Raw genomic sequence first — 23067 nt, forward strand, 5'->3', positions numbered from 1 at the left:
CAACTTAAAGTAACGCTCTTTAGCTAAGAGAGCTAGCTTTCGCCAAAACGCTAATTAAACCAACGTTTTTTTCATATTGACCCGATAACAGTGTACTTTTTCACCAGCTCTCAAATTACCAACGCCCTTACTTAATCGAATAGACCGTGGCTCTAACGTAAAATACTCTTCCTGTTGACGAACGAAATGCCAAACCCGCTCTGAAACCAAAACTTCACCCGCTTCACAATGCGTTTCCAAACGAGCTGCAAAATTCACAGCCTCACCAGACAAATCGGTTTGATCCGTTACCTCATTATGTTGCAAATAGACCTCACCCAAATCGATCCCAATACGACAAGGAAAACCAGCAGCCTCCAACACATTTTTAATCATACAAGCACAAGCAACTCCTGTTGCGGCATTCTGAAAACTAGCTCTTAATGAGTCACCCTCCATATTTGGATGACTGGCATTCCAGCGTTTTAAAATGGGTTTAATTAAGCCTCGAAATAAGTTGAGCTTTTCTTGTAACTCTTCCCCTTTCCAACGAGAAAATCCTTTGAGATCCATCAGCATTACGGTAAAAGTACGAATTTGTCCTAACTCGCTTTCTGCTGCCAACTCCAACAATTGGGGCCAAAAGTGATTTTTTAATTGTGCAATGGATTCTCGATATTCGGTTAACAATCGCCGATCACGCCGCATGGCAAATTGGGCAGCTAATAACCGACTGGACTCTTCCTTTAGTTCTTGCTCAAGCTTTTCCGGATTATGCCCGCCCGTATCTTGAACAACGATTTTTACGCGACTGCCACCAGGCCCTTCTTCAATACTTTTTACGCGCAGTTTAATTCCCCAGTGGCATGCTTCTAAATGCTCAACAAAAATCGGCAATGAAGCCAATTCATGTGGCGCCAAATATTTTTCATACCTCAGTTCAATAACAATCGCTGCAGAATAAAGTTTCTCAAACTCACTGCTTCGATAGCGAGATTGAACCACACCCTCTCCATCCCAGTAGGCGTTTTCACAACGAACGTTTTTTATTGACCAAGCAGAATTACGAACATTAAATAGCTTCGAGCCCGTCAAATTTGCATTGTTTAAGCACGCATTTTCTAAACTACAATGACGTAAATCACACTCCTGTAAATTAGCACCACTTAAGTTAGCGTTGTTTAGCACTTTTCCGGATAGATTGGTAAAAGACAAGTCAACGTCTTTAAGCTGAGCTCCAGTCAAAACACAGTCATCTAACAGAGCTCTCGTCAAATTCGCCCCTTGTAAATTACAATCTTCCAGTGTTGCACCCGTGAGATCCGCTTGAGAGAGATCCGCTTCGGCAAAGTCTATTCCACTTAAATCTTGACCGCGCAAGTTTGTGCCACAGAGTTTTGATTGTCGAAAGTCCATTCCCTGCAAGCAATGCCCAGAAAAGTCCACATAAGAAAAATTCGTTCCAATCAGTTGAGCAGTTAAAAATTTTGCGCCTTTCAATTTTGCAGAGGTTAAATTAGCATTCGAAAGCTCTGCAGCAATAAAGTTCGCTTGTTCTAAATTACAGGAACTTAAGTTGGCATGCTCTAAATTTACCGATATAAAGTTAACATTACTTAGGTTTGCTTTGTTAAAGTTGCAATATGACAAGTCTGCCTGAGAAAAATCATAGCCGGAAAGATCCGTTCTTGAAAAATCACACCCAGATAAATTAACGTCGGTAATAGAGTTTTTCTCACGCCACTGGTTCCACGCATCCTTGCCTTGATGAATAATACTAATTAACGCTTTCTGCTCCATTCCATCCTGCCCTATTGTTTGGCTTGTTCGATTGTTTCTTGGAGGTATTGTGGTAATGCGAAGCAACCTATGTGTATATGGGGATTGTAGTATCGAGTTTTTATTCGACTCTTATTAAAGCGCTCCGCAATAACCGATATAGGTTGTTGGCGCAAAGCAGTATCATCCGTAGCCCACGCTAAAGTCATGATACCGCCAATATAAGTTGGTACGGGCGACGTATAAAATGTTTGATCGTTATACAAAGGCCCCATTCTTTTACAAGTATTAACGACTTCATCCATTTGCATAAAACACACGCCGTTTTGAGTCACCATAATCCCACCAGTATTCAAACAATTTTTCGCGAAGCGGTAGAAATCATTTGTAAACAAAACTTCACCAGGGCCTATAGGGTCGGTCGAGTCAGAAATGATAATGTCGAATTTCTCTGAAGCATTTTTGACAAACTCCATACCATCAGCAATAACAATTTCTGCGCGTTTATCTTCAAACGCACCAGCAGAATGGCCCGGAAAGTATTGCTTGCACATATCGATAACAGCTTGATCAATTTCTACCTGAACAACACGCTCGATATTTTTATGTTTTAAAGTTTCTCGAAGTATACCGCCATCGCCACCACCAATAATTAAAACCGATTTAGGTTCAGGATGTGCAAACAGTGCGACGTGGGTAAGCATTTCGTGATAAATGAACTCGTCTTTTTCCGTAGTTTGAATAATACCATCGAGCGCCATCACGTTACCAAACTGCTCATTTTTAAAAATAATTAAATGTTGATGCTCAGTTTTATTTTCAAACAAAATTTCGTCAACTTTAAAATATTGACCGTAGCTAGGATATAAGAGCTCCAGAAAATTGTCCGACACTGTGTATTCCTCAATCAACAATAACAATTCAGAGGTTTTAATAGCAGATCATTAAAACCAATTACAGTCGACTATTGTAATGCAGATTAAAGATATTGAATAGGCAAGTTCCATGGTAAACAATCGAATGCACAGCGCTCACCCCTATTTAATAGTTGAGAAGATAAGCTCATTAAACTTGGCACGGTCGGTTCGTACAGCTCGCCTGTTCACGTATTGTATTCAACATTACAATATAGTCTTAATTCTCAATATATTATACCCAATCAACCACTATACAACTGATTCATTTCATTTTTTCAGTAATAAGTTGCTTTCAAAAGCGACTGAAAATAACGATTGACTCATTTATTAAGGAGAACACTATGGTATGCCATAAAGTCGACTACGAAATCATCGGACATGATATGCAACTTGTCGAAGTCGAACTGGATCCTGGAGAAACGGTCATTGCAGAAGCAGGCGCAATGAATTACATGGAGCAGAACATTCACTTCCAAGCCAAAATGGGAGACGGGGCAACCCCCGACGAAGGGGTAATGAGCAAACTCTTTTCCGCCGCGAAGCGAAAACTTACCGGTGAATCTATATTCACCACGCACTTTACAAATCAGGGAGGGACGCCTTCCAAAGTCGCATTTTCCGCTCCTTATCCCGGAAGTATTATTCCAGTCGATATGTCTACCGTTAACGGCAAACTCATTTGTCAAAAAGACTCTTTTCTCGCAGCAGCTTTAGGTACAAAGGTGAGTATTTCATTCAATCGACGATTGGGCGCAGGTTTTTTCGGCGGTGAAGGCTTTATTCTTCAAAAGCTAGAAGGTGACGGCATGGCCTTTATTCATGCAGGTGGCACCTTGATTAAAAAGGAGCTGAACGGGGAAATGTTGCGAGTCGATACCGGTTGCCTAGTGGCTTTTACCGACGGTATAGAATACGACATTCAACGTGCGGGTAATCTTAAGTCGATGTTGTTTGGTGGTGAAGGACTGTTTCTCGCAACTCTTCAAGGGCATGGTACCGTTTGGCTGCAAAGCCTGCCATTTTCAAGATTAGCGGATCGCATTTTTCAAAGTGCGCCTTCTTATGGAGGATCCGATAAAGGAGAAGGTTCTGTATTAGGTGGGCTTGGCCGTTTAATTGACGGCGACTAAGCCCCAGCATTACAAGAAAGTAAAACTCACCGGTAGCGCGTTAAAAGTTATCGGTGAGCGTTTAAAAATACCTATAAATTCACCATACGACCGCGAAGTGCGACACCTGCCATAAGCGCACCGGCATGACACTCATACTGTTCGCTACTGGCAAACACATTTTTTTTGTAATAACTTTCAATATCAATCACTGCATTAGCCCCTTCTCTACGAGCTCTTTTTTGCAACGACAAAAGTGCCGATAAAAACGACCAACGACAGGCTTCCTCATCGGACTTGTTAAATGCATTGGTTTTTTTATTGCTCACAAACTGTGGCAGTTTTTCTTTTACCGGCGGATGTTTCTGGCCAGAAAAGTAAAGTTTAATGGAAGGGTCCAGTTTCGACTTAAAGTCGGCTGTGTTCATCGCTTCTTCTATTGGCAGTAGCAACTTAGTGTCACGTGCAGACACGCTGACGGTAAAACTGATAATAAAAAAATGTGTAAGCACCTCTGCATTTCTTACCCCCCTTTAACGATGGTGAACCGGCTATTACAGTTTAAGCAAGCGCTGATACAAATCAGGACGGCGATCTCGAAACACCCCCCAGCTGCGACGTTGTTCGGCCAGAGCTTTCAGATCCAGTGTAGCCAAAATACAGCTTTCTTCGGTTTGGTTAGCTTCAATGATTTTAGCTCCCGTGCCATCGGTAATAAAAGACGAGCCGTAAAATGTAATTTCACAGCTATCCCCCTGCTCCGTTCCAATACGATTAGAAGCTACCACTGGTGTAAGGTTGGCACCAGCGTGTCCTTGCATCACTCGCTGCCAATGTTCTCGAGAGTTAAGGTTAGGATCTTGCGGCTCACTGCCTATGGCCGTTGGATAAAACAACACTTCAGCCCCTGCTAGAGCCATTGCACGGGCCGCCTCCGGAAACCACTGATCCCAACATATCGCAACGCCAATTTTAGCGTAGCGTGTTTGCCAAGCTTTAAAGCCTGTGTCTCCCGGGGAAAAATAAAACTTTTCCTGATAACCGTGACCATCCGGAATATGAGATTTGCGATAGTTTTCCAAAATCGAACCGTCAGCATCAATTACCGCTAAAGAATTGAAAAAAGCTTGTGTATCTTTTTCAAAGTAGCTAATGGGTAATACGACCTCCAGCTCTTTTGCCAATTCACTGAATCGCTGCAAAATGGAGTTACCTTCGTAGGTTTCTGCAAGATCAAAGTGTTTTCCATCTTGGTCTTTGCAAAAATAGGGTGCCGCAAAAAGCTCCTGAATTAAAATGATTTGAGCGCCTTGCTTATGCGCTTCACGCACCAACTTTTCGGCATTCGCCAAGTTTTGCTCGATATCCCAGCTACAGGCAAACTGGGTGGCAGCAACGGTTACATGCGACATAAAATACTCCAATTAATCATCAAACCAAGGTTGTTGCTGGGTGATGCAATGAATGCCACCACCGCCTTCAAAAATTTCCAAAGCAGGAATTTGTATTATCCTTCGATCAGGGTAAACCGACTCAATAACAGCTTTAGCGGCGCGATCGTAATCGGTTTGATTAAACTCAGCCATGATGACACCATCATTGGGCAAATAGAAATTCATGTAAGAAAGCGACATTCGACTGCCATCGTCAAGGTATCGCGCCTCGGGCTGCTCTATGGTACGCACTTTTAATGTTCGTCCTTTAGAGTCGATGGCTTCAGACAACACAGTATAGTTGTCTTGCAGTGTCTTGTAGTTGGCATCTGTTGTATCTGAGGTTATTAATGTGAGAACTTCCCCAGGAGCGTTAAAACAGGACAACTCGTCAATGTGACCATCGGTATGATCATCAAGCAACCCTTGGTCGAGCCAAATGGTTTTCTCCACACCTAAAAGACGCTGCAACTCCCTTTCCACTTGCGCTTCGCTCCATCCTGGGTTTCGATTGGCGTTCAATAAGCATTGTCGTGTCGTCAGCGCTGTCCCCTCGCCATCAACATGAATTGCCCCACCTTCGGCCACCAGCTCCGAAGTTAATACCGGTAATTTCAATCGGTTCGCAACACGATGTACAAATTGAGCGTCTTGATCAAAAGGAACAAACTTTTCCCCCCAGCCATTAAATCGCCAATCCACTAATAAAGGTGACTGACTCTCATCAAAGACAAAAATAGGACCAGAATCTCGCGTCCATGAATCGTTAATTGGCCATGCAATGACTTCTGCACAATGTCCAACCAGAGCCTGGCAAGACGACTCGTCTTCTGGTCGACAAACCATCTTAACCGGTTCAAATTGACTGATGGCTTCAGCAATAGTTCGGTATGCGTTTTGCGCTTTACCCAGATCCGGCCATAAGTCGAGTCGACATGGCCAAGCCATCCAGCATGCAGCATGCTTTTCCCATTCGGCGGGCATGCGATATTTTAACGTCATAAAGAATATCACCTAAAACAACACGGAAAAAACAGCCTTTATTATCGCGTAAATTTTTTAAAACACCTAAACAAAAAATACAAACATCTATTCATTGGAAACACGAATACCGATACTATAAAGCCCATACTTTTAAACACTCTATTGAGCTACAGGACAACCAAAATGACACACCCTTTCGAAGACTTTCGTAAAAAGCGCCTTGAAGGAAATGAAAAAGCACTCGAAACCAAAAACCTGCTAACCAAGCGTTTTTTCTCGCTCGATAAACAAGCTTACGGTGAAGGTGCGCTCCCCGCCTCCACCAAAGAATTGCTTGGGCTGGTCGCTTCGATGGTACTGCGTTGTAACGACTGCATCGACTACCATTTAGAAGGTGCGGTTAAGGCCGGATTTAGTAAAGAAGAAATAGACGAAGCAATGGGTGTCGCTATGTTGGTAGGCGGTTCCATTGTTATCCCACACCTCAGGCATGCAGCTAACAGTTTAGAGTTTCTCTTTGCAGAGCAACAAAAGGAAAAATAAACACCGTTTACGCGTGTTTATGCTTTAGTTCATGATCGCGATAATGTGGGTTGGTCCAACAATCTGGTAAAGGTTCTCCCGATGGGAAAATCAGTTCGGCTTTGCTGTAGTCTTCGGGATCTTGCTTTTCTTCTCCGTAGTCAGAGCACGCTTTTACGGTCTTTTCGTAAGGATTGCACAGCTCAATCAGGTCATCGACTTCTAACAAATGTCCATTTTTTCTTTCCTTTAACAACATAAATGCCTCCAGAAAGTCAGGTTCGCTAACGTTAAGGATAGTTCAGATTACCTGTATTTTCAGTAAGAAAGTCACGAATATGAGGAATGACGTTGCTTAAGCTTTACAGACCCAAAACTTCTTTGACAAACGGTACCGTAATGCGTCGCTGCTCAATCAGAGAGGCTTTATCGAGTTTGTCCAAAGAGTCCATCAGGCAACGCAAATCGCGAGAGCTGCGTGTGAGCATAAATTGCGCCACTTCATCGGCCAAAGAAAAACCTTTTGCTGCTGCTTTTTGTTGCAGCAACACTTGTTTATCGTTATCGGAAAGAGGCTGAATTTTAAAAACCGTCATCGCAGACAAGCGAGATTGTAAATCAGCCAACTTAACGGACAGTTCTAAAGGCGGCCGATTGGCTGTGATCAACAAATTATGCCCTTGATCTTTGAGTTTATTATAAAGGTGAAACAACGCTTCTTCCCATTGAGTATGGCCAGCCACAATATCCACATCGTCGATCACCACCCAGTGAAACTGCTCCAACCCATGCAACATTTCGGGTGCTAGCCCAACTTCTGATAACGGCAAATACATAGGAGAGATATCAGCCCACCGATTCGCCAAAGCTTGCAGTAAATGCGATTTACCGCAGCCATTGTCGCCCCAAAGATAAACCAACTCAGCAGCGCTGTTCACCGACAGTTGTTTAAGATATTCCAGTAACACCTGATTTTTACCAACCAGAAAAGAGTCAAATGTGACCTCTTGATCCAGTCGGATATTTAGCGGCAATTGCTGCATGGTTAGTCCCGTTCTGATGCTTCAGAGGACGATGGCTCACGCTCTGCCGCTTTAACGCTTTCCACGTCTGCTGTTTGCGGGACAGCACTATCTTCGTCGGTAACAACCGCTCCATCGGTGCCAAATAAAGGCGCATCGCCGTACAATACGCTATTCACGTATTTATCATGCACATGCCTGAGCATGACCATAATCACCGCCGCTGCAGGCAACGCAACCAGTACACCGGTAAAGCCAAACAATTGCCCTCCAGCTAAAATCGCAAAAATAACCGCGACCGGGTGCAAGCCAATTTTATCACCAACCATAAGAGGGGTAAGCACCATCCCTTCTAGCACTTGCCCAATAGCAAACACAAGACCAATCCAAATTAATACCTGGGGATCACCAAACTGAATCAGCCCAGCAATAACCGCAAACACAATTCCGATAATAAAACCGAGATAAGGTACGATGCTGGCAAGCCCTGCAATCATACCAACCAACAGCGCCAAATCGAGCCCCACTATCCACAAGCCAACTGCGTAAATGGTGCCAAGCGCTAACATCACCAAAAGCTGACCGCGCACAAAAGCACTGAGTACTTCATTACACTCCAGCGCCAGTTTGCTAACGACCGGCTCAACACGCCTGGGGAATAACGCAGATATTTTTGCAACCAAAATATCCCAATCTCGAAGCAAATAAAACGTGACGACCGGGATCAGAACCAGGTTACCGACCCAAGCAAATAAGGCGAGGCCAGAAGAGGTAATGGAAGACATGATAGAAGCAATGACGCCCGAACTGCCGGTTAATTGCTCACGAATTTGCCCTCCCATCGCTTCGAGATCAAAGACACCAGACTCACGTCCTAATTTTTCACTGAGCCAAGGGTAGATTTCCACTTTTAGGTAATCGATCACGACTGGTGTTTTTTCGGCTAACAGTTCTACCTGTTGTTTCATCAATGGAATCATCATCAATAAAAACAGCACACCAAGCAAAGTAAAAAGAATAAAAGCAATCACGACAGATAGAGTCCGATTTAAACCTTTCGCTTCTAACCAGTCCACCACCGGGTCGCCCAAGTACGCTAATGTGGCCGCAATAAAAAATGGCATTAAAATTGGGCTTAAAGCGTACAAAAGCCCGCATAAAACAATAACAACACCTAACCACCACCAGCGCTTGAGTTCACTCATCCGATATTCCTTTTAATGGTCGATTGCGCCGGTACCGTCCGCCCCAAAGAATAATGTAATGCAGCCCACTAATAACCGTTGTGCAATAAACCGTAATGGTAACAGCCATCAGATACCACATGGGTAACGGATAAAGCCCAAGGCTGATCAAAATGGAAACCACCAGCAGAATTTGAAAAAAAGTATTGGCTTTGGAAGCGCGCGAAGGTTGCATTTCATAAGGCCCGAGTGCTTTATGGTAAATCCAGGCACCACCAACTATAATCAGATCGCGTAAAGTGACCAACCCGAAAAGCCACCAACTCAATTGTTGGTTAAGGCTTAACAATAACAGGGTACTGACCAACAACAACTTGTCGGCGATAGGGTCCAGTATTGCACCAAACCGAGACTTCCAATTAAAGCGCTTCGCTAAAAACCCATCAACTCCATCTGACAGCCCCGCGATAAAAAAGACCCAGAGAGCATGGTAATAATCTTCCGTCGCCAGTAAATAAATCAGCGGACCTATCAACAAAATCCGAAATACAGTAATGATGTTCGGCAATTGTTTTATCATTAGGGCCGCCAGTAATATACCAGTAAATTTTGCAACGACGCTTCAATCGGTTTCGATAAAGGTTGTTGCGTCGCATTTAAATCGCCTGAAACGGAAATGGGGTTATCATCGTTGCTCTCAACTGTGGCAACGTCCTCTTCCACCTGAGGAAGGCCATCAGTCATTGTTAACGGAACTTCGCTCTTCTTTTGATTAATAAACTCCAGCGCCTTAATGATTTTTTCGACGTTATTTTCCGGAATCAGTTTTTTATCGAGATTTATCGCTTGTATTAATGAGTCAACATTGCCAACCAAGTCAACCGATACCAACAAGCTCCGCTCTTTGGTTTGGGCCACCTCAACCTTACGAATGGCCGACAACTTCTCTAGATAATCCATTAACTTTCGATAAGAATAAAAGCTACCGACATCCTGGATTAACAAACGCCATTGGTTCACATCGAAAGACTCGGTGACACAATAAACCTTACACAAGCTTTCACCTAACCAATCAGCCAGTTGTTGAGTCAAAAAGCCTTCATTTTCCGCTTCAAAGTCTTGGTAGCGACGTTCTCCATTAATCGTCAGTAAAAAACGCCCTATCCAGCTGTCGCTTTGTTGAACGATTCGTCCGGCGAGAACGGCTTCACCGCCATAACGTTGCGATGCTGCCATCACAGGCTCAGGAAATCGCCCCCAAACATCGCTGGCAGAAATCTGCAACTCGTCCTCCAAATCCATCAGAGGCAATACACTCGGTAAACCACGGCGCTGAAACTGCTCCAGTAACTGACGCTTGATTGGCTGCTCCAGAGTTGTTCCGGTGTTGACGACCTTTTGCTCAAAATTATCTTCGTAAGCCACCCACATTAAAGTGACCGGACGACTCCCACTCCACATGGGTACCGCCGCATCTTGCAATAAACGTTTCACAGCACTTCCATCAAAGTTAAACACCAACTGTAACTGTGATTTATTCGGCTCATCTTCACTCGGAACCTGTTGGTATTCAAAAGTTCGAATAAAAGACGCCAACTTTTTATAACTTTCCTGAACGTAAAACGCCTCGAGCGCCTGCCTAGTACCACTGGCACGCACGACCACCTCTTTAAATGCCGCCAATAAGGCTTGCTGTTGCGCACGTTGTGAGCGATCCGGTACCGGCCATTCAACGCGGTACAAGTCTGCTTCCTGGGCGAATAACGGTGAAAGCCCCAAAAACAAACACAGTACGCTTAATATTCTCAAATTCATTAAGTACCTGGAAAAATTACGTTAAAAATAATGGCTTATGATAATCGAAGCCCGCAAATTTACCAAATTAAGCCAACGCAAATTGCGGTGAACGGCTCACATTTTTTGCAACTATTACTAGGCTCCACTTATCATTCACTTGAATTTATTGCTGAGCAACAAATCCGACAAACTTTCCAAATCTGGTTAAAATTCGATCAGGTGTCAATTTAAAGCATGCCGGGTGATGATAAAGGTGCGGTATTTAATGAAAGGATAACTCAAGTGAGTGAGATAGCTTACAACTTAAGAGCACTTTTACTTAATGGGCTCAACCGTATCAGTCTTGTTAAGGTTGCAGCCACATTTCAAACGATAAACGGCTGCACTTCGGAGTAACAGTTTATAACACCCAAACTTCAATTCGCCGATTGATCGCACGTCCCGTTTCAATGGCATTGTTTTCGATGGGTAAATAGCCACCCTCTACCTTCCAGGGCTTTATACGATTGGCGTTTAACTCTTGCTCGACGATTTCCATCCAACGTCCTAATTTACTTCGACTTGATTTTGACTTTTTAGGATCGTCCCAAAATCCGGCGAGCACTAATCGGCTGTGAGGGTTTTGTTCATGAAAACTCACAATGCGCTCCAAATCACGTTTGGCTTTCGCGTCGAGTTGGTCATTATTGAGCCGTAACATGATCGACAAACGGCGACCAAACATGGCCAAGTTTGCGTATTTTTTCTCCAGATCCACACCTTTGAATGTTGGCCTACTGCTGGTGGGGAAAAACGATATGAGATCAGCTTGTTTCGCTAACTTTTGCCCTTTTTCATGAATCGCAAAACTCACAAACTCCTGCGCTAAAGGCTGTTGAACTTCTTTCGGTAAGTAAAGGTAAAGCTTTCGAGATAAAGGGTAATCTTCTGTGCCAATGGTAAATTGATTTGGAACAGTGCCTTTTGCACCGACCTCTTTCGCTACGGCCAAAACTTTACTCGTTCCAGTATAAGAAATACCCACAAAACCAATCGCATTTTTATTATTAAGTACCTGCTCCGTCATCGCGTACGAAGATTCAAAACGCTTTGAATTTGGAGCAAGTTGACGTTCGTATTTATTAAGCACAAGGCTTTTAAACGTATCAAACGTTCCCGAGTTATCGTCTCGAGACAATACTTCGATGGGACCCGCATCTCCTCCTAATTGTGACCAATCGCTCACCTCCCCGGAAAAAACGTCAGCAATTTGCTCCAAGCTTAAAGCCGAAATAGGGTTATTGGGATTGACCATAATCGCAAGCGCGTCATACGCAATAATATGCTCTACCTGATTAATATCATTCATGGAAGAATATTGACTTTGCAGACTGCTAATTTCTGAATCTCTTATTTTTCGAGAAGACATGGCGATATCGGTTGCTTTAGCCGCTAAGTCTTTAAATCCAGTGCTGGAACCGTGGGCATGCAGCTCGACAACAACCGAATTTTTGGAATTCGGATCGCGTGCAACGATACGACGCTCTACCTCAACACGGCCTTGCTCTATCTCAATCAGTGAATAACCTTTTTCTTTTAAAAACTCTTCGATCAGCAAAGGAGCAAACTTTTCACCGACGGTGTTTGAGCCGTGTAGTTTAAGCAGCGTTTGATTCCTTTCTTGTGAATAAGCCTGCAAACAAATTACGGCAACAAGGGGAACAATAAGCTGGCCTATTCTCCGAAACTTAATCATTGTGACTCCCGTAAGTCTTTTTAAAGAACGTTATCGTAGAAAGGCGGCAACTATATGAATAAAATATTTCAGTTTCAAGGCAGAACCATAATACTTAATTCTGTTTGAGATGAGTCTGTGATCAGTGACTCGTTTTAGTTCCTCAGAATCCCTTATTTGAGACATTTAGCTTACTTTTATACCCATTTATTCTTTCGACAATAATTAAGGTACCTAAACCCAAGCAAAAGTACGCTCAGCGATTGACGGTTAAATCGACAAGCGCTTCCTGCTTTCCGAGCCTCGCAACTTTCTTTCCCTGCTCGTCTATAATCAGCTAACATGTTAAAATTGCGCAGAATTTATCATTTCCATGCTTACTTTTTAGTCAAAGAGAGTTTCAAACGTGTCTGAAAATACCCATAAACCTTCCTTAAGTTATAAAGATGCTGGAGTCGATATCGATGCAGGTAACGCTTTGGTTGAACGTATTAAAGGGGTAGCTAAGCGCACTCGTCGTCCGGAAGTACTCACCGGATTGGGTGGCTTTGGTGCATTGTTTGAAATTCCAAAAGGTTACCAAGAGCCGGTATTGGTTTCTGGTACTGACGGTGTAGGCACCAAGCTAAGACTAGCGATGGACGCGGGAATTCACGATACCATTGGCATTGACCTAGTCGCCATGTGTGTTAACGACCTGGTTGTTGGCGGCGCTGAACCTTTATTTTTCCTAGATTACTACGCAACCGGCAAACTTGATGTTGATATTGCCGCATCGGTAGTGAATGGGATTGGTCAAGGCTGCGAGCTCTCCGGCTGTGCACTTGTCGGTGGAGAGACCGCGGAAATGCCCGGAATGTACGAAGGGAGTGACTACGATTTGGCCGGCTTTTGCGTCGGTATTGTGGAAAAAAGCAAGATCATTGACGGCTCCAAAGTAAAGGCAGGCGATCACATCGTCGCTTTGACTTCAAGTGGTCCTCACTCGAATGGCTATTCATTAATAAGAAAAATCATTGATGTAAATAAAGCCGACTTGAATCAACCTTTCGAGGGATCCACTTTAGGTAAAGCGCTATTGGAGCCTACACGCATTTACGTAAAGCCATTGTTGGAAGCGTTCAAACAATTTGACGTGCACGCACTAGCGCATATTACCGGCGGTGGTTTTCTGGAAAATATTCCACGAGTGCTTCCGGAAAACACTCGAGCAAACATCAACACACAAAGCTGGGAACTTCCTCCCGTTTTCCAATGGTTACAACAAAATGGCAACGTTGACTTAACCGAAATGTACCGAACGTTCAACTGTGGTGTGGGTATGATTGTTATTGTGTCTTCTGATCAAAGTCACCCGCTTATCGAGTTTTTAAATACTCAAGGTGAACAAAGTTGGCTGTTAGGTGAAATCACCGAACACAGCGGCGAACCTAAAGTTGTAATGGGTTAACTTGAGATTCAGCTTTATGCGAGATAATCGTTGTCTATGAGTGTGCCTAAGTGCCGAGTGGTGGTATTGATATCTGGCAATGGTTCCAATTTGCAAGCATTAATTGATGCTCAACACCATAATCAACTTAACATCGAAATCGTTGCTGTAGTAAGTAACCGCCCAAGTGCCTTAGGTTTAACACGCGCTAAAAATGCCGATATTTTAACGTGTGTCGTTGATCATACGCTTTTTCCTAGCCGAGCGGATTACGATCAAGAGTTGTGCCAGACCCTGTTGCAATATCAACCGGATCTCGTCGTTTTGGCTGGATACATGCGAATAATGACATCGCAGCTGGTAAAAACGTTTGAAGGGCAAATGTTAAATATTCACCCTTCACTTTTACCCAAGTATCCGGGATTGCATACGCATCGGCGCGCTTTGGAAAATCACGATAAAATACACGGCTCATCCGTTCACTTTGTAACTGAAGAATTAGATGCCGGTCCCGTTATTGCGCAAGCGCACATCAATATTCACAGTGAAGATAATGAACAGACGCTGACGGATCGCATCAAACAAGTTGAGCACCAGCTTTATCCAAAAGTCATTCAGTGGTATGCCGAGGGTAGGTTGAAGTTCAAAAATAATCGAACGTATCTTGATGGGGAAAAGTTAGAGTCACCTATCATTATGTAAAGGAGTAGCTATGAAAAACAGGACTGATTGCTTTGCGAAACTCATTCGTCATTTCAGTTGTGTTTTCATAAGCAGTTGGATAACACTTCTCTATAGTGCCCCTCTTAATGAAAGCCTTGCATCCGAAATAACACTGAAACCTTTTGACGCCCAATACGACATCATCGATGGAAAGAAATCCGTCGGTACAGCAGTTCGAAAACTATACTGGCAAGACAACCGCTGGAACTTGGAAATGTCAACAAAAATCGAACGCTGGTATTATAAGTACTACTATATCGAAAGCTCACAATTCACCCTATTTGAAGGTTTACCAAAGTCTTCATTTTATCAATCGCTAACAAAACGTTCCTTTAAAAAAGATCGACTGATTGAAAGCCAGTTTAATTGGGACTCTAACCAAGAATTGGGGCACCGAAATGGCTCCAAATGGACATTACCCTTGAATAATATAGTGTTTGATCACGTTAACTTTCAAGTTGCTTTGCAATTGCGCGCACCAGAAAACAATCGACAAGAAAAGTTTCGAGTCAGCTACAAAGGCGCTATTCGCACTTATCAGTTTATTAATGAAGGAGAAGAAGTTGTTCAAACACCTATTGGCGATATAAAAGCTCAAGTTTGGACACAAATTAAAGACGACAAAGATAAATATATGGTGCTTTGGTTAGCACCAGAGCTGAACTACGAACTTGTTCAAATGGCGCATTACGATGAAGAAGAACTGACGGGTATTGTTCGCATCAAGTCACTGGATTGGTTGTGATCCAATACTACCCGATTATTGATTTCTTCACCTTTGTACCACTGCGTTAATGCACATAAAAACTGCTTAAGCGCCAACTCACTTTTTTCTTGTAAGTGTGCATCGGAATAAAAAGTTTGATGAAGTCGCCCAGTCATAAGTACTTTTATTCGCTGCCAGTAAGAAATGTTTCGAAGACCAGAAACACTTACTCGCGCTTGAGAGTTAGTATCCAACCAACGTAACATGGCTTTCTCATCCGCGACTTCTGGACGTGATAGGTTAATAAAGGTCGCATTTTTCTTAAACCATGAAAACTTACGCCCGTCAAAAAAGTGTCGCGTTTCCTTTGTTAAAGGTACGGTTGGCACAATTAAGTCCGCTTGTTTTAACGCTTTTTCTGTCTCGTTTAACGCGTACACAGCGCAATAATGAGTATCCAAGACTACTTTGCTTTTATCGCGAACTAATAAGCTGACACGATAGCCCAACGATTGCGCCATTTTAGCAACTTCGGTACCGATTCGACCCAAACCAAAAATCAACATCGTTTGTTGGGTAATATCTCGACACAATACCGATGACTTTATCCATCGTTGCTTCAACCGACTGTGATTTTGAATTTTTTTCGAGTGGGCTAAAGCGCACGCAATTATCATTTGTGCTACCCATTTCGAAACCAAATCACCCGTATTCACTAAAGTTACACGAGCCTGTCGAAAAATATCCAAAGCAAGGTGGTCAACGCCAGACCGCTGGCTGTAAAACAATTTAAGCTTTGGTAAGTCCAACAAGCATTGTTGTGTTTCTTCGCGACTCAAAACTAAGCTCGCATCCGCCCAAATCGCTTCCACTTGAGCAAGATACTCATGGTCGTTTTCTACGACCAGTCGACTTTGCCAATTTATATTTTTTTGCCCCAAAACTTTATTGTTGAGTCGCTGTAACAACGTCGGCTCTTGAAATCGATAAAACAATGGGTAATACGTTTCAGGAAGCTGTTCAACAAAGCGCTTAGCCTGCGCAGGAATCAACACGTAACTACGATGAGACATTACCCTTCCTGTTTTGCAAAAAGTCGATTTCGAACACCATTAATTAAAGTATTAACGATCAATAAGAATTGAAATACGCCCGGCCCCGGATCAGTAAATTTCCAATACGCAAAACTCCGGCATTTAACCAACGACCAAACCCACTCTTTAAAGGTAATTTGCTGATTGGCCTTTTTCAGTCGATAACTCCAAAGGTCGCGGTAAAAATCGATCCACAATTTATAGCGCAACGGTCGAATGAGCTCTTTTTTCGGGCTCAAACCGGTTAACTCGTAATAAGCAATGAGAGGTAGGTTAACGCCGCATCGTGTTAAGTGTCCTACGGTTGAAAAAGGACGTGCGTTAAAGTCGAGTAAATAAAACTTTCCAGTCTCACGATCCATCAACCACTCAATTCCAAAAATACCGTGATATCCTGTTTTAGCAATCACTTGCCGCGTGCTTTCAACTATGTCGGCAGTCATTTCATCACTGATGCGAGCAGGTATTTCCCCTAAGGTGGTCGCACCAAAGTCCGGTGCGTTTTGCCGAAATCGGCGGTGCGTAGAGGTCGTAACAATATGACCCTGGGCATCCACATAGCCGTAACAGTCAAATATATAGCCGTCTCCACCTTTCAATAATCGCTGTACAACCAAGGCATCTGCAGAATGATGATTAAAAAATTCAACCAGCTCTTCTGCCGTATCAAAACGAACATTTTTGGTTTTAACTGCGCTTTTTTCAGTGCCTTGATAATCTGGCTTGACGATAAACGGTCCAGCGTGAGACTCCAACCACTCTTGCAGTGTTGATAGATCGGGTTGTTCCAGGTACGGAATGGTGTTTACGGAAGTTTCCGATGCCGCTTTATAGAGCTCTCCCTTATGAATAATATTCAATAACGACTGATAACTGTTGTTCCAAAGAAAATAGTAAGGCAACAAACGATCCGCATACTTTGCAATAAACAAAGCAAACTTATCTGAGGAAGGAAATAATACCGTTTTAAGCGGTTGCAGCTCTCCACGTCGACAAAGCCAATCCACTAACGCCACTTCGTCATCATCAAGTTCGGGCTTAATCTCAACCTTGCAATGACGAGAGTATCGAATCGGTTCATTCTTATCAAATATCAAAGCCGTAACCTTAATATTTGCCTGAGCAATACCTCGTAAAATACCTAACCCAGTGCCCGCGGCATTTAAAATGAGTACTTCGGGCATTAGGTTTAAACTTTTCAATGTTAAATTACCATGTTAATAAATTATGACTTTAAAGCTTTGTACAAAAAACATTCATCATAATCGATAAGTAGCACCGACTAATGCAAAATCATCCAACTCATTATGCGAACCCCAAGTGACAAACAGCTTCAAGTCATCATACAGGTGGTAAGAAGCGGTTATTCCATAATCATCACTGGTTTCATCAAGATAGTTGGGTTTTGCAATTCCGTAATGAAAGTCTAACTGTAGTTTATCATTCCATTGCCAGAGATAGCCATATTCAAAATATTGTTTATCGAGTTCTTCGTCTCGATGATAAACCGCGCGGGCGTTAAAAGCCTCTAACCCGAAATGCCATTCTGATGAGTGATGATCTTCTGACTCAAAGCCGTAGTATTTTATCCCCACCAGAACATGAAAAAATCGATCGACTTTTCCTTTATAACTCAAGGAAAACTCAGCACGACCATCGGTATCTCCATTCACATCGTAAGAGCTTCCAAAAAAGCGGTAAGTCCACCCTTTGTCATTACTGGCATTAAAGCCGGCTTGCAACGCTGCGCCATCATCGCTCAATGTTTGACCACGAAAAATGTAATTGCTGACTAGCGAAACATCGGTTGAATAGCTCATTTTTTGTGCACTAACGAAGGTACTTCCTGCACATATTAGAAAGAAAACTAAAGCTTTTTTCATTATCTTGAATGTATCCATATGCGTTATAAACCAAAAATCTGGCGGCAAATTATACGTTATTCTCTAAAACGAATACATTGAGATTTTGGGTTCGGTAATCATTACTTGAAGCTCAATAGTTTCAGCTCTTTGTAAATAACTCATTTACAAGCAAGCTTTTCTAAAAAACAGCTACAGGTTAAAATCTGCCCCCACATCAACTTTTATTCGAGTAACACTATGGGTCGCGCGTTTCAAAATCGAAAAGAGTCTATGGCAAAAACATCCGATGCCAATGCCAAGGTTTACAGCAAATTTAGCCGAGAAATCTTTGTCTGTGCGAAGTCGGGCGGGATTGACCCAGAGGGTAATTTAGCACTCCGTAGCTTATTGGATCGTGCAAAACGTAGCCAAGTACCTGCCCACGTGATTGAAAAAGCGTTGGATAAAGCCAAAGGCGGTGCGGGCGAAGATTTCGCCGTTGCTCGGTACGAAGGCTTTGGTCCCGGTAACTGCATGGTTATAGTGGATTGTCTGACGGATAACCCCAACCGTACATTTGGTGATGTGCGCCTTTGTTTCACAAAAACCAAGTGCAAAATTGGCACTCAAGGCAGTGTTAGCCACATGTTCGATCACTGCGCCATATTCGTATTTAAAAGCAGTGAAGAAGAAGCCGTACTGGACGCTCTAATGGAAGCAGATGTGGATGTTATGGATATCGAAAACGAAAATGGAACCCTTTCCGTTTTCGCTCCCCATACTGAATACTTTAAAGCGAAACAAGCCATAGTCGATGCGTTAGGTGAACTCGAGTTTGAAGTGGATGAAATTCAATTCGTTCCGCAAACGTCTACGCCGATTTCAAAGGATGACAGAGAAATGTTCGATAAGTTTCTAGACATGCTGAATGATTTGGATGATGTTCAAAATGTTTATCATAATGCTGAAGTATGAACACTTTAGGATGACTCGTAAACTAACGAGCTATTCGCTTTGAACATCCCATTAATTGAATTTGAATAAGAGTATTTATGAAGTCGTTTTTTACTCTCGCGTTAGTCACTTTGACAATAAACATTGCAAAAGCCCAAGATAATTCTTATCTAAAAGGATGGTATGCTGGTCTCGATTTTAGCAGCACAAACTACGATAATCCTAATATCATTGAGCGCTACGAAGATACTTCCTCTGGATTTAAAGTCTTCGGTGGCTATCGCTTTAATCCTTACTTAGAAGCGCTCTTTACTCATATCAACCTCGGAAACTACGAAGTGACCGATCAGTCAGAATTCAAACGCGGTGAAGTTGACATAATGGCTTCCACGGTAGGAGTTGTTGGTAACATACCCTTTGCAACATCAGGGTTAGCACTTTTCGGTGAGTTTTCCGTGGGTAGAGTATCGGTGGAATATGAGGATGAAATGTTTGTCTTTCTTTTTGGCAACTCCGAGTCTTCTGAAGTCGTTAAAAAAGCGCTAGGGTTTCGGTATCAACTGCCCTTTTTTAAGCGATTAAGCGTTCATTTGAGTACCGAGCAGTACCGCTACGAAACTTCGCAAGTAACCATTCTTGAAAATAACAATCATGATGCCAGCACAATCAAGACCATCAATTTGGGTGTGCGTTACAATTTTTAAATAATTAAAATGTTTTTTATTCAAAAAACGGGTAATGACCGCTAAAACCATAGCGCGTCTGATCAAAAATGGGCAAACACTACCTTGCCCATTTTTGATTGCTGTTAAAAAGGAAAAAGACTGTCGGCTTTATCTTCAACATCTTTTTGCTCTTTGTTATCACCGTATTGATCCCACAGCACCATTTTACAAGCGCTATTCACAGTAACAATCGCGTGTTCGTGCTGATGAAACGTGTCTCCATCGTTGAACGTTACAGTTTCTATATAACGAAGGCTCACCTGATTGTCTGCAATCGGAACGATATGATCAAAATCCAATGTAAAGTCAAGCATATAAAATGCACCTAACCAGAAAAAATAACCTGGGGCGCTTGTTTCAGTATCCACCGTGTTATGCAGCTTAACGAAATTTGAAGCGTACCCTGATGCAGCACAAAACGCTTTTTCATCCTCAATACACGACATAATTCTCAGAACCGCCGACACTGGATCATCACACGTCTGTGCGGTTTGCGGTTCATTCGCCATGGTAGAGTAACTCCAAAAACAATAAAAAATGATAAATAACCACTTGGGCTTGTACTTATTAAACATTTTATTAACCTCATATTGATAGTTATCAGAAATACACGAAGGCTTAATTCAGTCACATAAAATAAAGTTAGCGTATTGAATGAATTAAACTTTTGAGTAATGCCACTACCGAGTAACCTCGTGTAAGTCACTCATTGGCAGTTTAACCTTGAGGTAAGAATAGAATGCGTTGAGAAGTCGCAAATTGTTGATTAAAAATACCAAATTAAAAGCAACGACAAAATTCAATTTCACACAGAGATATGAAGAGCAATTGACAAAGGGCGCAGTTCTGCACCCCTTCATATTAAAATAACCGACAACGAGTGGAAACTACCGACTAAAAAATAACGAAGCTGTGTTCATTCTCTACTTTGCCATAGCCCAAAATTTTCACATTTTGGTTATCCGCAGAAATAATATTCTTTGCGCTTTCTTTATACGCGACATGCCATTCCAATTGCTCGTTTCGGGCCACTTCAACTTCCAACAGTTTGGTAACATCCAGTCGTTCACCAATCAACTGCTTTCGAGACTCTGTTAGCGGCTTGGTTATACCTGTAGCGTTTAGCTCAAATGGTATACCTTCATCATTACCCAAAACGACAATAAATGTCGCATTTTTATAAGTATTCATTCGTTCTAAATACTGGCTAGGTTGCTGTACCAATTTACTTGTATCGGAAAACGCCTCCACTAAAACATTCACGGAATCATCAGCAAGCGATATGGAAGAAAATAATACAGCAGCAACAATACTTTTACTTTTTTTGTTCATAATCAACTTTTCCATTTAAAATGTTATAAAAACTTCATATTTCCAATGAAGGCAGGCAGAATAACAAACTCTCGATGCCGACTCAATGTTAACGTGCCGCACTTGCAATGAAGCAACCAGAAAAGCTCTAGTTTTCGATTCACACTTTATTGATCGGCTATTTGTATTATATTTAGAGTAGTAAATCGATCCGATAATTATTAAAAATACGGCCGATGAAATCATGGCTACTTGATGTTGATTAAGCTCAAGGAGGCTTAAATCAGTAACTGATTGATTACCTGATCATCTACAACAGGCATAATCGATTTTAATGCGCTTCTGAGAAATGCTAGTGCAGTTAGCCAAATAATTAGCACTTTAAAACCAAAGTTTTTCATTTTTAATTCCTGACAGATATAAAATTCAATCCTTTAGTATATGGATGTCCCGACTTAACCACCTTAGGTAAACTTTTACAAAACCGAACCTTTTTAATGATTTTTACCCTCTTGTACCAATACTGCCATTCTTTTCGTTTTCCTCAACTGTGACTTACGAACAAAGGTAACTCAATAAGTCTATAGTATATATGGTGAGAATGGTCTTCCAAAAACGATGTAATGAAAGTTTAATTTAAGGAACTCTTAATGACGAATTCACGCCTAAAAATAGACCCCGTCATATTTGAGCAAGCCAAATCAGGTAGTGAACATGCGCTTAATTTGTTGCTTGAATCAACTCATCCCGATATTCGACGGTATGCAAAACGGACTTGCCGTTCGACTGATATAGATGATGCTGTACAAGAGACGCTTTTGTTACTGTATCGTAGGGTAGGAACTGTAAAGTTTATTGGTGCTTTACCATCGTGGTTATTTACCGTTGTGAAAAGAGAGTGCATGCGAATGATGCAAAGCCAGCTGAAACATGAAAATGAAGATATCGAGGATTACCAAGATGACTTCCAAATAGCGACTAAATCAGAAGAGGCACTTAGGCTAGATCTCACACATGCCATTCACCGTCTGCCAGAGCATTACCGGCACGTCATTTTATTGAGGGATATGGCTGGCATGAGTGTCGAAGAAATCGCCGATAATTTAAAAATATCTAGAGGTAGCGCAAAGGCTCAGCTTCATCGAGCGAGAATTCAGATCCGAGAGCTCTTAATCATGTATCAAAAAAAATGAGTGTATAGTGATGTACAGTTTTTTAAAGTTTTTTTATTATTCTGCGGGCCAAACTTTAATCCTTCACCCTCTTATTAAGTAGGCACACTTATTATCCTAGTTTATTAGAGAGAGCATTATGTTTTATAGAAAAAACCTATCTAATTGGAAGAGAATTGTTCGAGTTTTAGCTGGAGTGATTATGATCGGCTGTGGCTTATTGGGCCTACCTGGACTTGCACTAGGGTATTTAGTTGCAGGGGTTGGAGCGGTAACATCTATTACTGGTGTAGTGGGGTACTGCCCAATGTGTGCAAATGCCTTCAGATAAAATCAGCCCAACAACAAATAACGATTAGATAGTAAGGAGGCGCAGCCTCCCAGCAGTTTAAAGTTTAGTGAGAGTATATATGAAAGGTAAGTCACAATTTTCTAGCCATACCCTGTTAGAACATATTCTGAGAGGCGCTTCTGGTACTATATTATTAATTTGGGCTATCAATATTGCCAGTACAAACCCAATAGGCTCACTAATTTTGGGAGTGTTAATGATATTTGCATTTCGTGGTTGCCCTATGTGCTGGCTCATTGGCTTATTCGAGACACTTTATGCAACATTGAGTCGTTACAATATTAAGATGTTGCAATGACGACTCTGAAAAGAAGCTA

Annotated in this window: 25 protein-coding genes; 9 read left to right on the plus strand and 16 right to left on the minus strand. The window is 42.2% G+C overall.

The window, feature by feature from the left end; genetic code table 11:
- Nucleotides 1–54: 54 nt before the first annotated feature.
- Together ACTUJY_RS08265 and speE are read right to left on the minus strand one after the other, a co-directional pair.
- Nucleotides 55–1779: a pentapeptide repeat-containing protein gene (locus ACTUJY_RS08265; RefSeq protein ID WP_463615604.1), complete on the minus strand. Its 1725-nt coding sequence runs from the start codon at nucleotides 1777–1779 to the stop codon at nucleotides 55–57.
- A gap of 11 nt (nucleotides 1780–1790) precedes the next feature.
- Entirely contained in the window at nucleotides 1791–2651 is an 861-nt protein-coding gene (gene speE, locus ACTUJY_RS08270) for a polyamine aminopropyltransferase (RefSeq protein ID WP_463615605.1), read from the minus strand.
- Nucleotides 2652–3016: 365 nt separating this feature from the next.
- On the opposite strand from speE, the gene ACTUJY_RS08275 reads away from it, so the two are divergent.
- A complete protein-coding gene (locus tag ACTUJY_RS08275; RefSeq protein ID WP_463615606.1) occupies nucleotides 3017–3805 on the plus strand; it encodes a TIGR00266 family protein in 789 nt (262 codons plus the stop codon).
- Nucleotides 3806–3876: 71 nt separating this feature from the next.
- Here the strand turns inward: ACTUJY_RS08275 and ACTUJY_RS08280 are convergent, their stop codons facing one another.
- Genes ACTUJY_RS08280 through ACTUJY_RS08290 form a run of 3 tightly spaced genes read right to left on the minus strand, consistent with a single transcriptional unit; the run spans nucleotide 3877 to nucleotide 6219 of the window.
- Nucleotides 3877–4296 (minus strand): excinuclease ATPase subunit, encoded by a 420-nt coding sequence (locus tag ACTUJY_RS08280; RefSeq protein ID WP_463615607.1) that lies wholly within the window; start codon nucleotides 4294–4296, stop codon nucleotides 3877–3879.
- Nucleotides 4297–4338: 42 nt separating this feature from the next.
- Nucleotides 4339–5196 carry an N-carbamoylputrescine amidase gene (aguB, locus tag ACTUJY_RS08285; protein ID WP_463615608.1) on the minus strand — a complete coding sequence of 286 codons (858 nt, stop codon included), beginning with the start codon at nucleotides 5194–5196 and terminating at the stop codon, nucleotides 4339–4341.
- 12 nt (nucleotides 5197–5208) lie between these two features.
- On the minus strand, nucleotides 5209–6219 hold the full coding sequence (locus ACTUJY_RS08290; RefSeq protein WP_463615609.1) for an agmatine deiminase family protein: 1011 nt from the start codon (nucleotides 6217–6219) through the stop codon (nucleotides 5209–5211).
- Nucleotides 6220–6384: 165 nt separating this feature from the next.
- Between ACTUJY_RS08290 and ACTUJY_RS08295 the strand changes: the two genes are divergently transcribed.
- On the plus strand, nucleotides 6385–6744 hold the full coding sequence (locus ACTUJY_RS08295; protein WP_463615610.1) for a carboxymuconolactone decarboxylase family protein: 360 nt from the start codon (nucleotides 6385–6387) through the stop codon (nucleotides 6742–6744).
- 7 nt (nucleotides 6745–6751) lie between these two features.
- Here ACTUJY_RS08295 and ACTUJY_RS08300 read toward each other — a convergent pair whose 3' ends face one another.
- The 6 genes from ACTUJY_RS08300 to ACTUJY_RS08325 all read right to left on the minus strand — a co-directional run bounded on the left by ACTUJY_RS08300 (nucleotide 6752) and on the right by ACTUJY_RS08325 (nucleotide 12461).
- On the minus strand, nucleotides 6752–6982 hold the full coding sequence (locus ACTUJY_RS08300) for an acetyltransferase (protein ID WP_463615611.1): 231 nt from the start codon (nucleotides 6980–6982) through the stop codon (nucleotides 6752–6754).
- A 103-nt stretch (nucleotides 6983–7085) separates the two neighbouring features.
- Nucleotides 7086–7766, minus strand: coding sequence for a DnaA regulatory inactivator Hda (hda, locus tag ACTUJY_RS08305; RefSeq protein WP_463615612.1), 681 nt, complete (start codon nucleotides 7764–7766; stop codon nucleotides 7086–7088).
- Nucleotides 7767–7768: 2 nt separating this feature from the next.
- Nucleotides 7769–8950 (minus strand): AI-2E family transporter, encoded by a 1182-nt coding sequence (locus tag ACTUJY_RS08310; RefSeq protein WP_463615613.1) that lies wholly within the window; start codon nucleotides 8948–8950, stop codon nucleotides 7769–7771.
- Complete coding sequence (locus ACTUJY_RS08315; RefSeq protein WP_463615614.1) at nucleotides 8943–9509, minus strand: CDP-alcohol phosphatidyltransferase family protein; 567 nt, start codon at nucleotides 9507–9509, stop codon at nucleotides 8943–8945. The genes ACTUJY_RS08310 and ACTUJY_RS08315 overlap by 8 nt, the downstream gene beginning before the upstream one ends.
- Complete coding sequence (locus ACTUJY_RS08320; protein ID WP_463615615.1) at nucleotides 9509–10744, minus strand: DUF2066 domain-containing protein; 1236 nt, start codon at nucleotides 10742–10744, stop codon at nucleotides 9509–9511. The genes ACTUJY_RS08315 and ACTUJY_RS08320 overlap by 1 nt, the downstream gene beginning before the upstream one ends.
- A gap of 382 nt (nucleotides 10745–11126) precedes the next feature.
- Nucleotides 11127–12461: a substrate-binding domain-containing protein gene (locus tag ACTUJY_RS08325; RefSeq protein ID WP_463615616.1), complete on the minus strand. Its 1335-nt coding sequence runs from the start codon at nucleotides 12459–12461 to the stop codon at nucleotides 11127–11129.
- A 385-nt stretch (nucleotides 12462–12846) separates the two neighbouring features.
- Between ACTUJY_RS08325 and purM the strand changes: the two genes are divergently transcribed.
- From purM to ACTUJY_RS08340, 3 genes are read left to right on the plus strand one after another with little or no spacing between them, the layout of a single operon-like run.
- Nucleotides 12847–13890, plus strand: coding sequence for a phosphoribosylformylglycinamidine cyclo-ligase (gene purM / locus ACTUJY_RS08330; RefSeq protein WP_463615617.1), 1044 nt, complete (start codon nucleotides 12847–12849; stop codon nucleotides 13888–13890).
- Between the two features lie 36 nt (nucleotides 13891–13926).
- A complete protein-coding gene (gene purN, locus ACTUJY_RS08335; protein ID WP_463615618.1) occupies nucleotides 13927–14571 on the plus strand; it encodes a phosphoribosylglycinamide formyltransferase in 645 nt (214 codons plus the stop codon).
- Between the two features lie 10 nt (nucleotides 14572–14581).
- A complete protein-coding gene (locus ACTUJY_RS08340; RefSeq protein WP_463615619.1) occupies nucleotides 14582–15337 on the plus strand; it encodes a DUF3108 domain-containing protein in 756 nt (251 codons plus the stop codon).
- Here ACTUJY_RS08340 and ACTUJY_RS08345 read toward each other — a convergent pair.
- The 3 genes from ACTUJY_RS08345 to ACTUJY_RS08355 all read right to left on the minus strand — a co-directional run bounded on the left by ACTUJY_RS08345 (nucleotide 15280) and on the right by ACTUJY_RS08355 (nucleotide 18212).
- Nucleotides 15280–16371: an NAD(P)-dependent oxidoreductase gene (locus ACTUJY_RS08345; protein ID WP_463615620.1), complete on the minus strand. Its 1092-nt coding sequence runs from the start codon at nucleotides 16369–16371 to the stop codon at nucleotides 15280–15282. The genes ACTUJY_RS08340 and ACTUJY_RS08345 overlap by 58 nt on opposite strands.
- Nucleotides 16371–17576 (minus strand): carboxylate--amine ligase, encoded by a 1206-nt coding sequence (locus ACTUJY_RS08350; protein ID WP_463615621.1) that lies wholly within the window; start codon nucleotides 17574–17576, stop codon nucleotides 16371–16373. Before ACTUJY_RS08350 ends, ACTUJY_RS08345 begins: the two co-directional genes overlap by 1 nt.
- A gap of 75 nt (nucleotides 17577–17651) precedes the next feature.
- On the minus strand, nucleotides 17652–18212 hold the full coding sequence (locus ACTUJY_RS08355; RefSeq protein ID WP_463615622.1) for a TorF family putative porin: 561 nt from the start codon (nucleotides 18210–18212) through the stop codon (nucleotides 17652–17654).
- 282 nt (nucleotides 18213–18494) lie between these two features.
- Between ACTUJY_RS08355 and ACTUJY_RS08360 the strand changes: the two genes are divergently transcribed.
- Both ACTUJY_RS08360 and ACTUJY_RS08365 read left to right on the plus strand, forming a co-directional pair.
- Complete coding sequence (locus ACTUJY_RS08360) at nucleotides 18495–19211, plus strand: YebC/PmpR family DNA-binding transcriptional regulator (RefSeq protein WP_463615623.1); 717 nt, start codon at nucleotides 18495–18497, stop codon at nucleotides 19209–19211.
- Nucleotides 19212–19288: 77 nt separating this feature from the next.
- On the plus strand, nucleotides 19289–19894 hold the full coding sequence (locus ACTUJY_RS08365; protein WP_463615624.1) for an outer membrane beta-barrel protein: 606 nt from the start codon (nucleotides 19289–19291) through the stop codon (nucleotides 19892–19894).
- Between the two features lie 104 nt (nucleotides 19895–19998).
- On the opposite strand, the gene ACTUJY_RS08370 is transcribed toward ACTUJY_RS08365, so the two are convergent.
- Nucleotides 19999–20490, minus strand: a complete 492-nt coding sequence (locus tag ACTUJY_RS08370) for a hypothetical protein (protein WP_463615625.1) — start codon at nucleotides 20488–20490, stop codon at nucleotides 19999–20001.
- A gap of 319 nt (nucleotides 20491–20809) precedes the next feature.
- On the minus strand, nucleotides 20810–21247 hold the full coding sequence (locus ACTUJY_RS08375; RefSeq protein ID WP_463615626.1) for a hypothetical protein: 438 nt from the start codon (nucleotides 21245–21247) through the stop codon (nucleotides 20810–20812).
- A gap of 629 nt (nucleotides 21248–21876) precedes the next feature.
- Between ACTUJY_RS08375 and ACTUJY_RS08380 the strand changes: the two genes are divergently transcribed.
- Both ACTUJY_RS08380 and ACTUJY_RS08385 read left to right on the plus strand, forming a co-directional pair.
- On the plus strand, nucleotides 21877–22419 hold the full coding sequence (locus tag ACTUJY_RS08380) for an RNA polymerase sigma factor (protein ID WP_463615627.1): 543 nt from the start codon (nucleotides 21877–21879) through the stop codon (nucleotides 22417–22419).
- Between the two features lie 118 nt (nucleotides 22420–22537).
- Nucleotides 22538–22729: a YgaP family membrane protein gene (locus ACTUJY_RS08385; RefSeq protein WP_463615628.1), complete on the plus strand. Its 192-nt coding sequence runs from the start codon at nucleotides 22538–22540 to the stop codon at nucleotides 22727–22729.
- Nucleotides 22730–23067 lie beyond the last annotated feature (338 nt).

It is taken from the genome of Pleionea sp. WD8-19 (assembly GCF_055326765.1).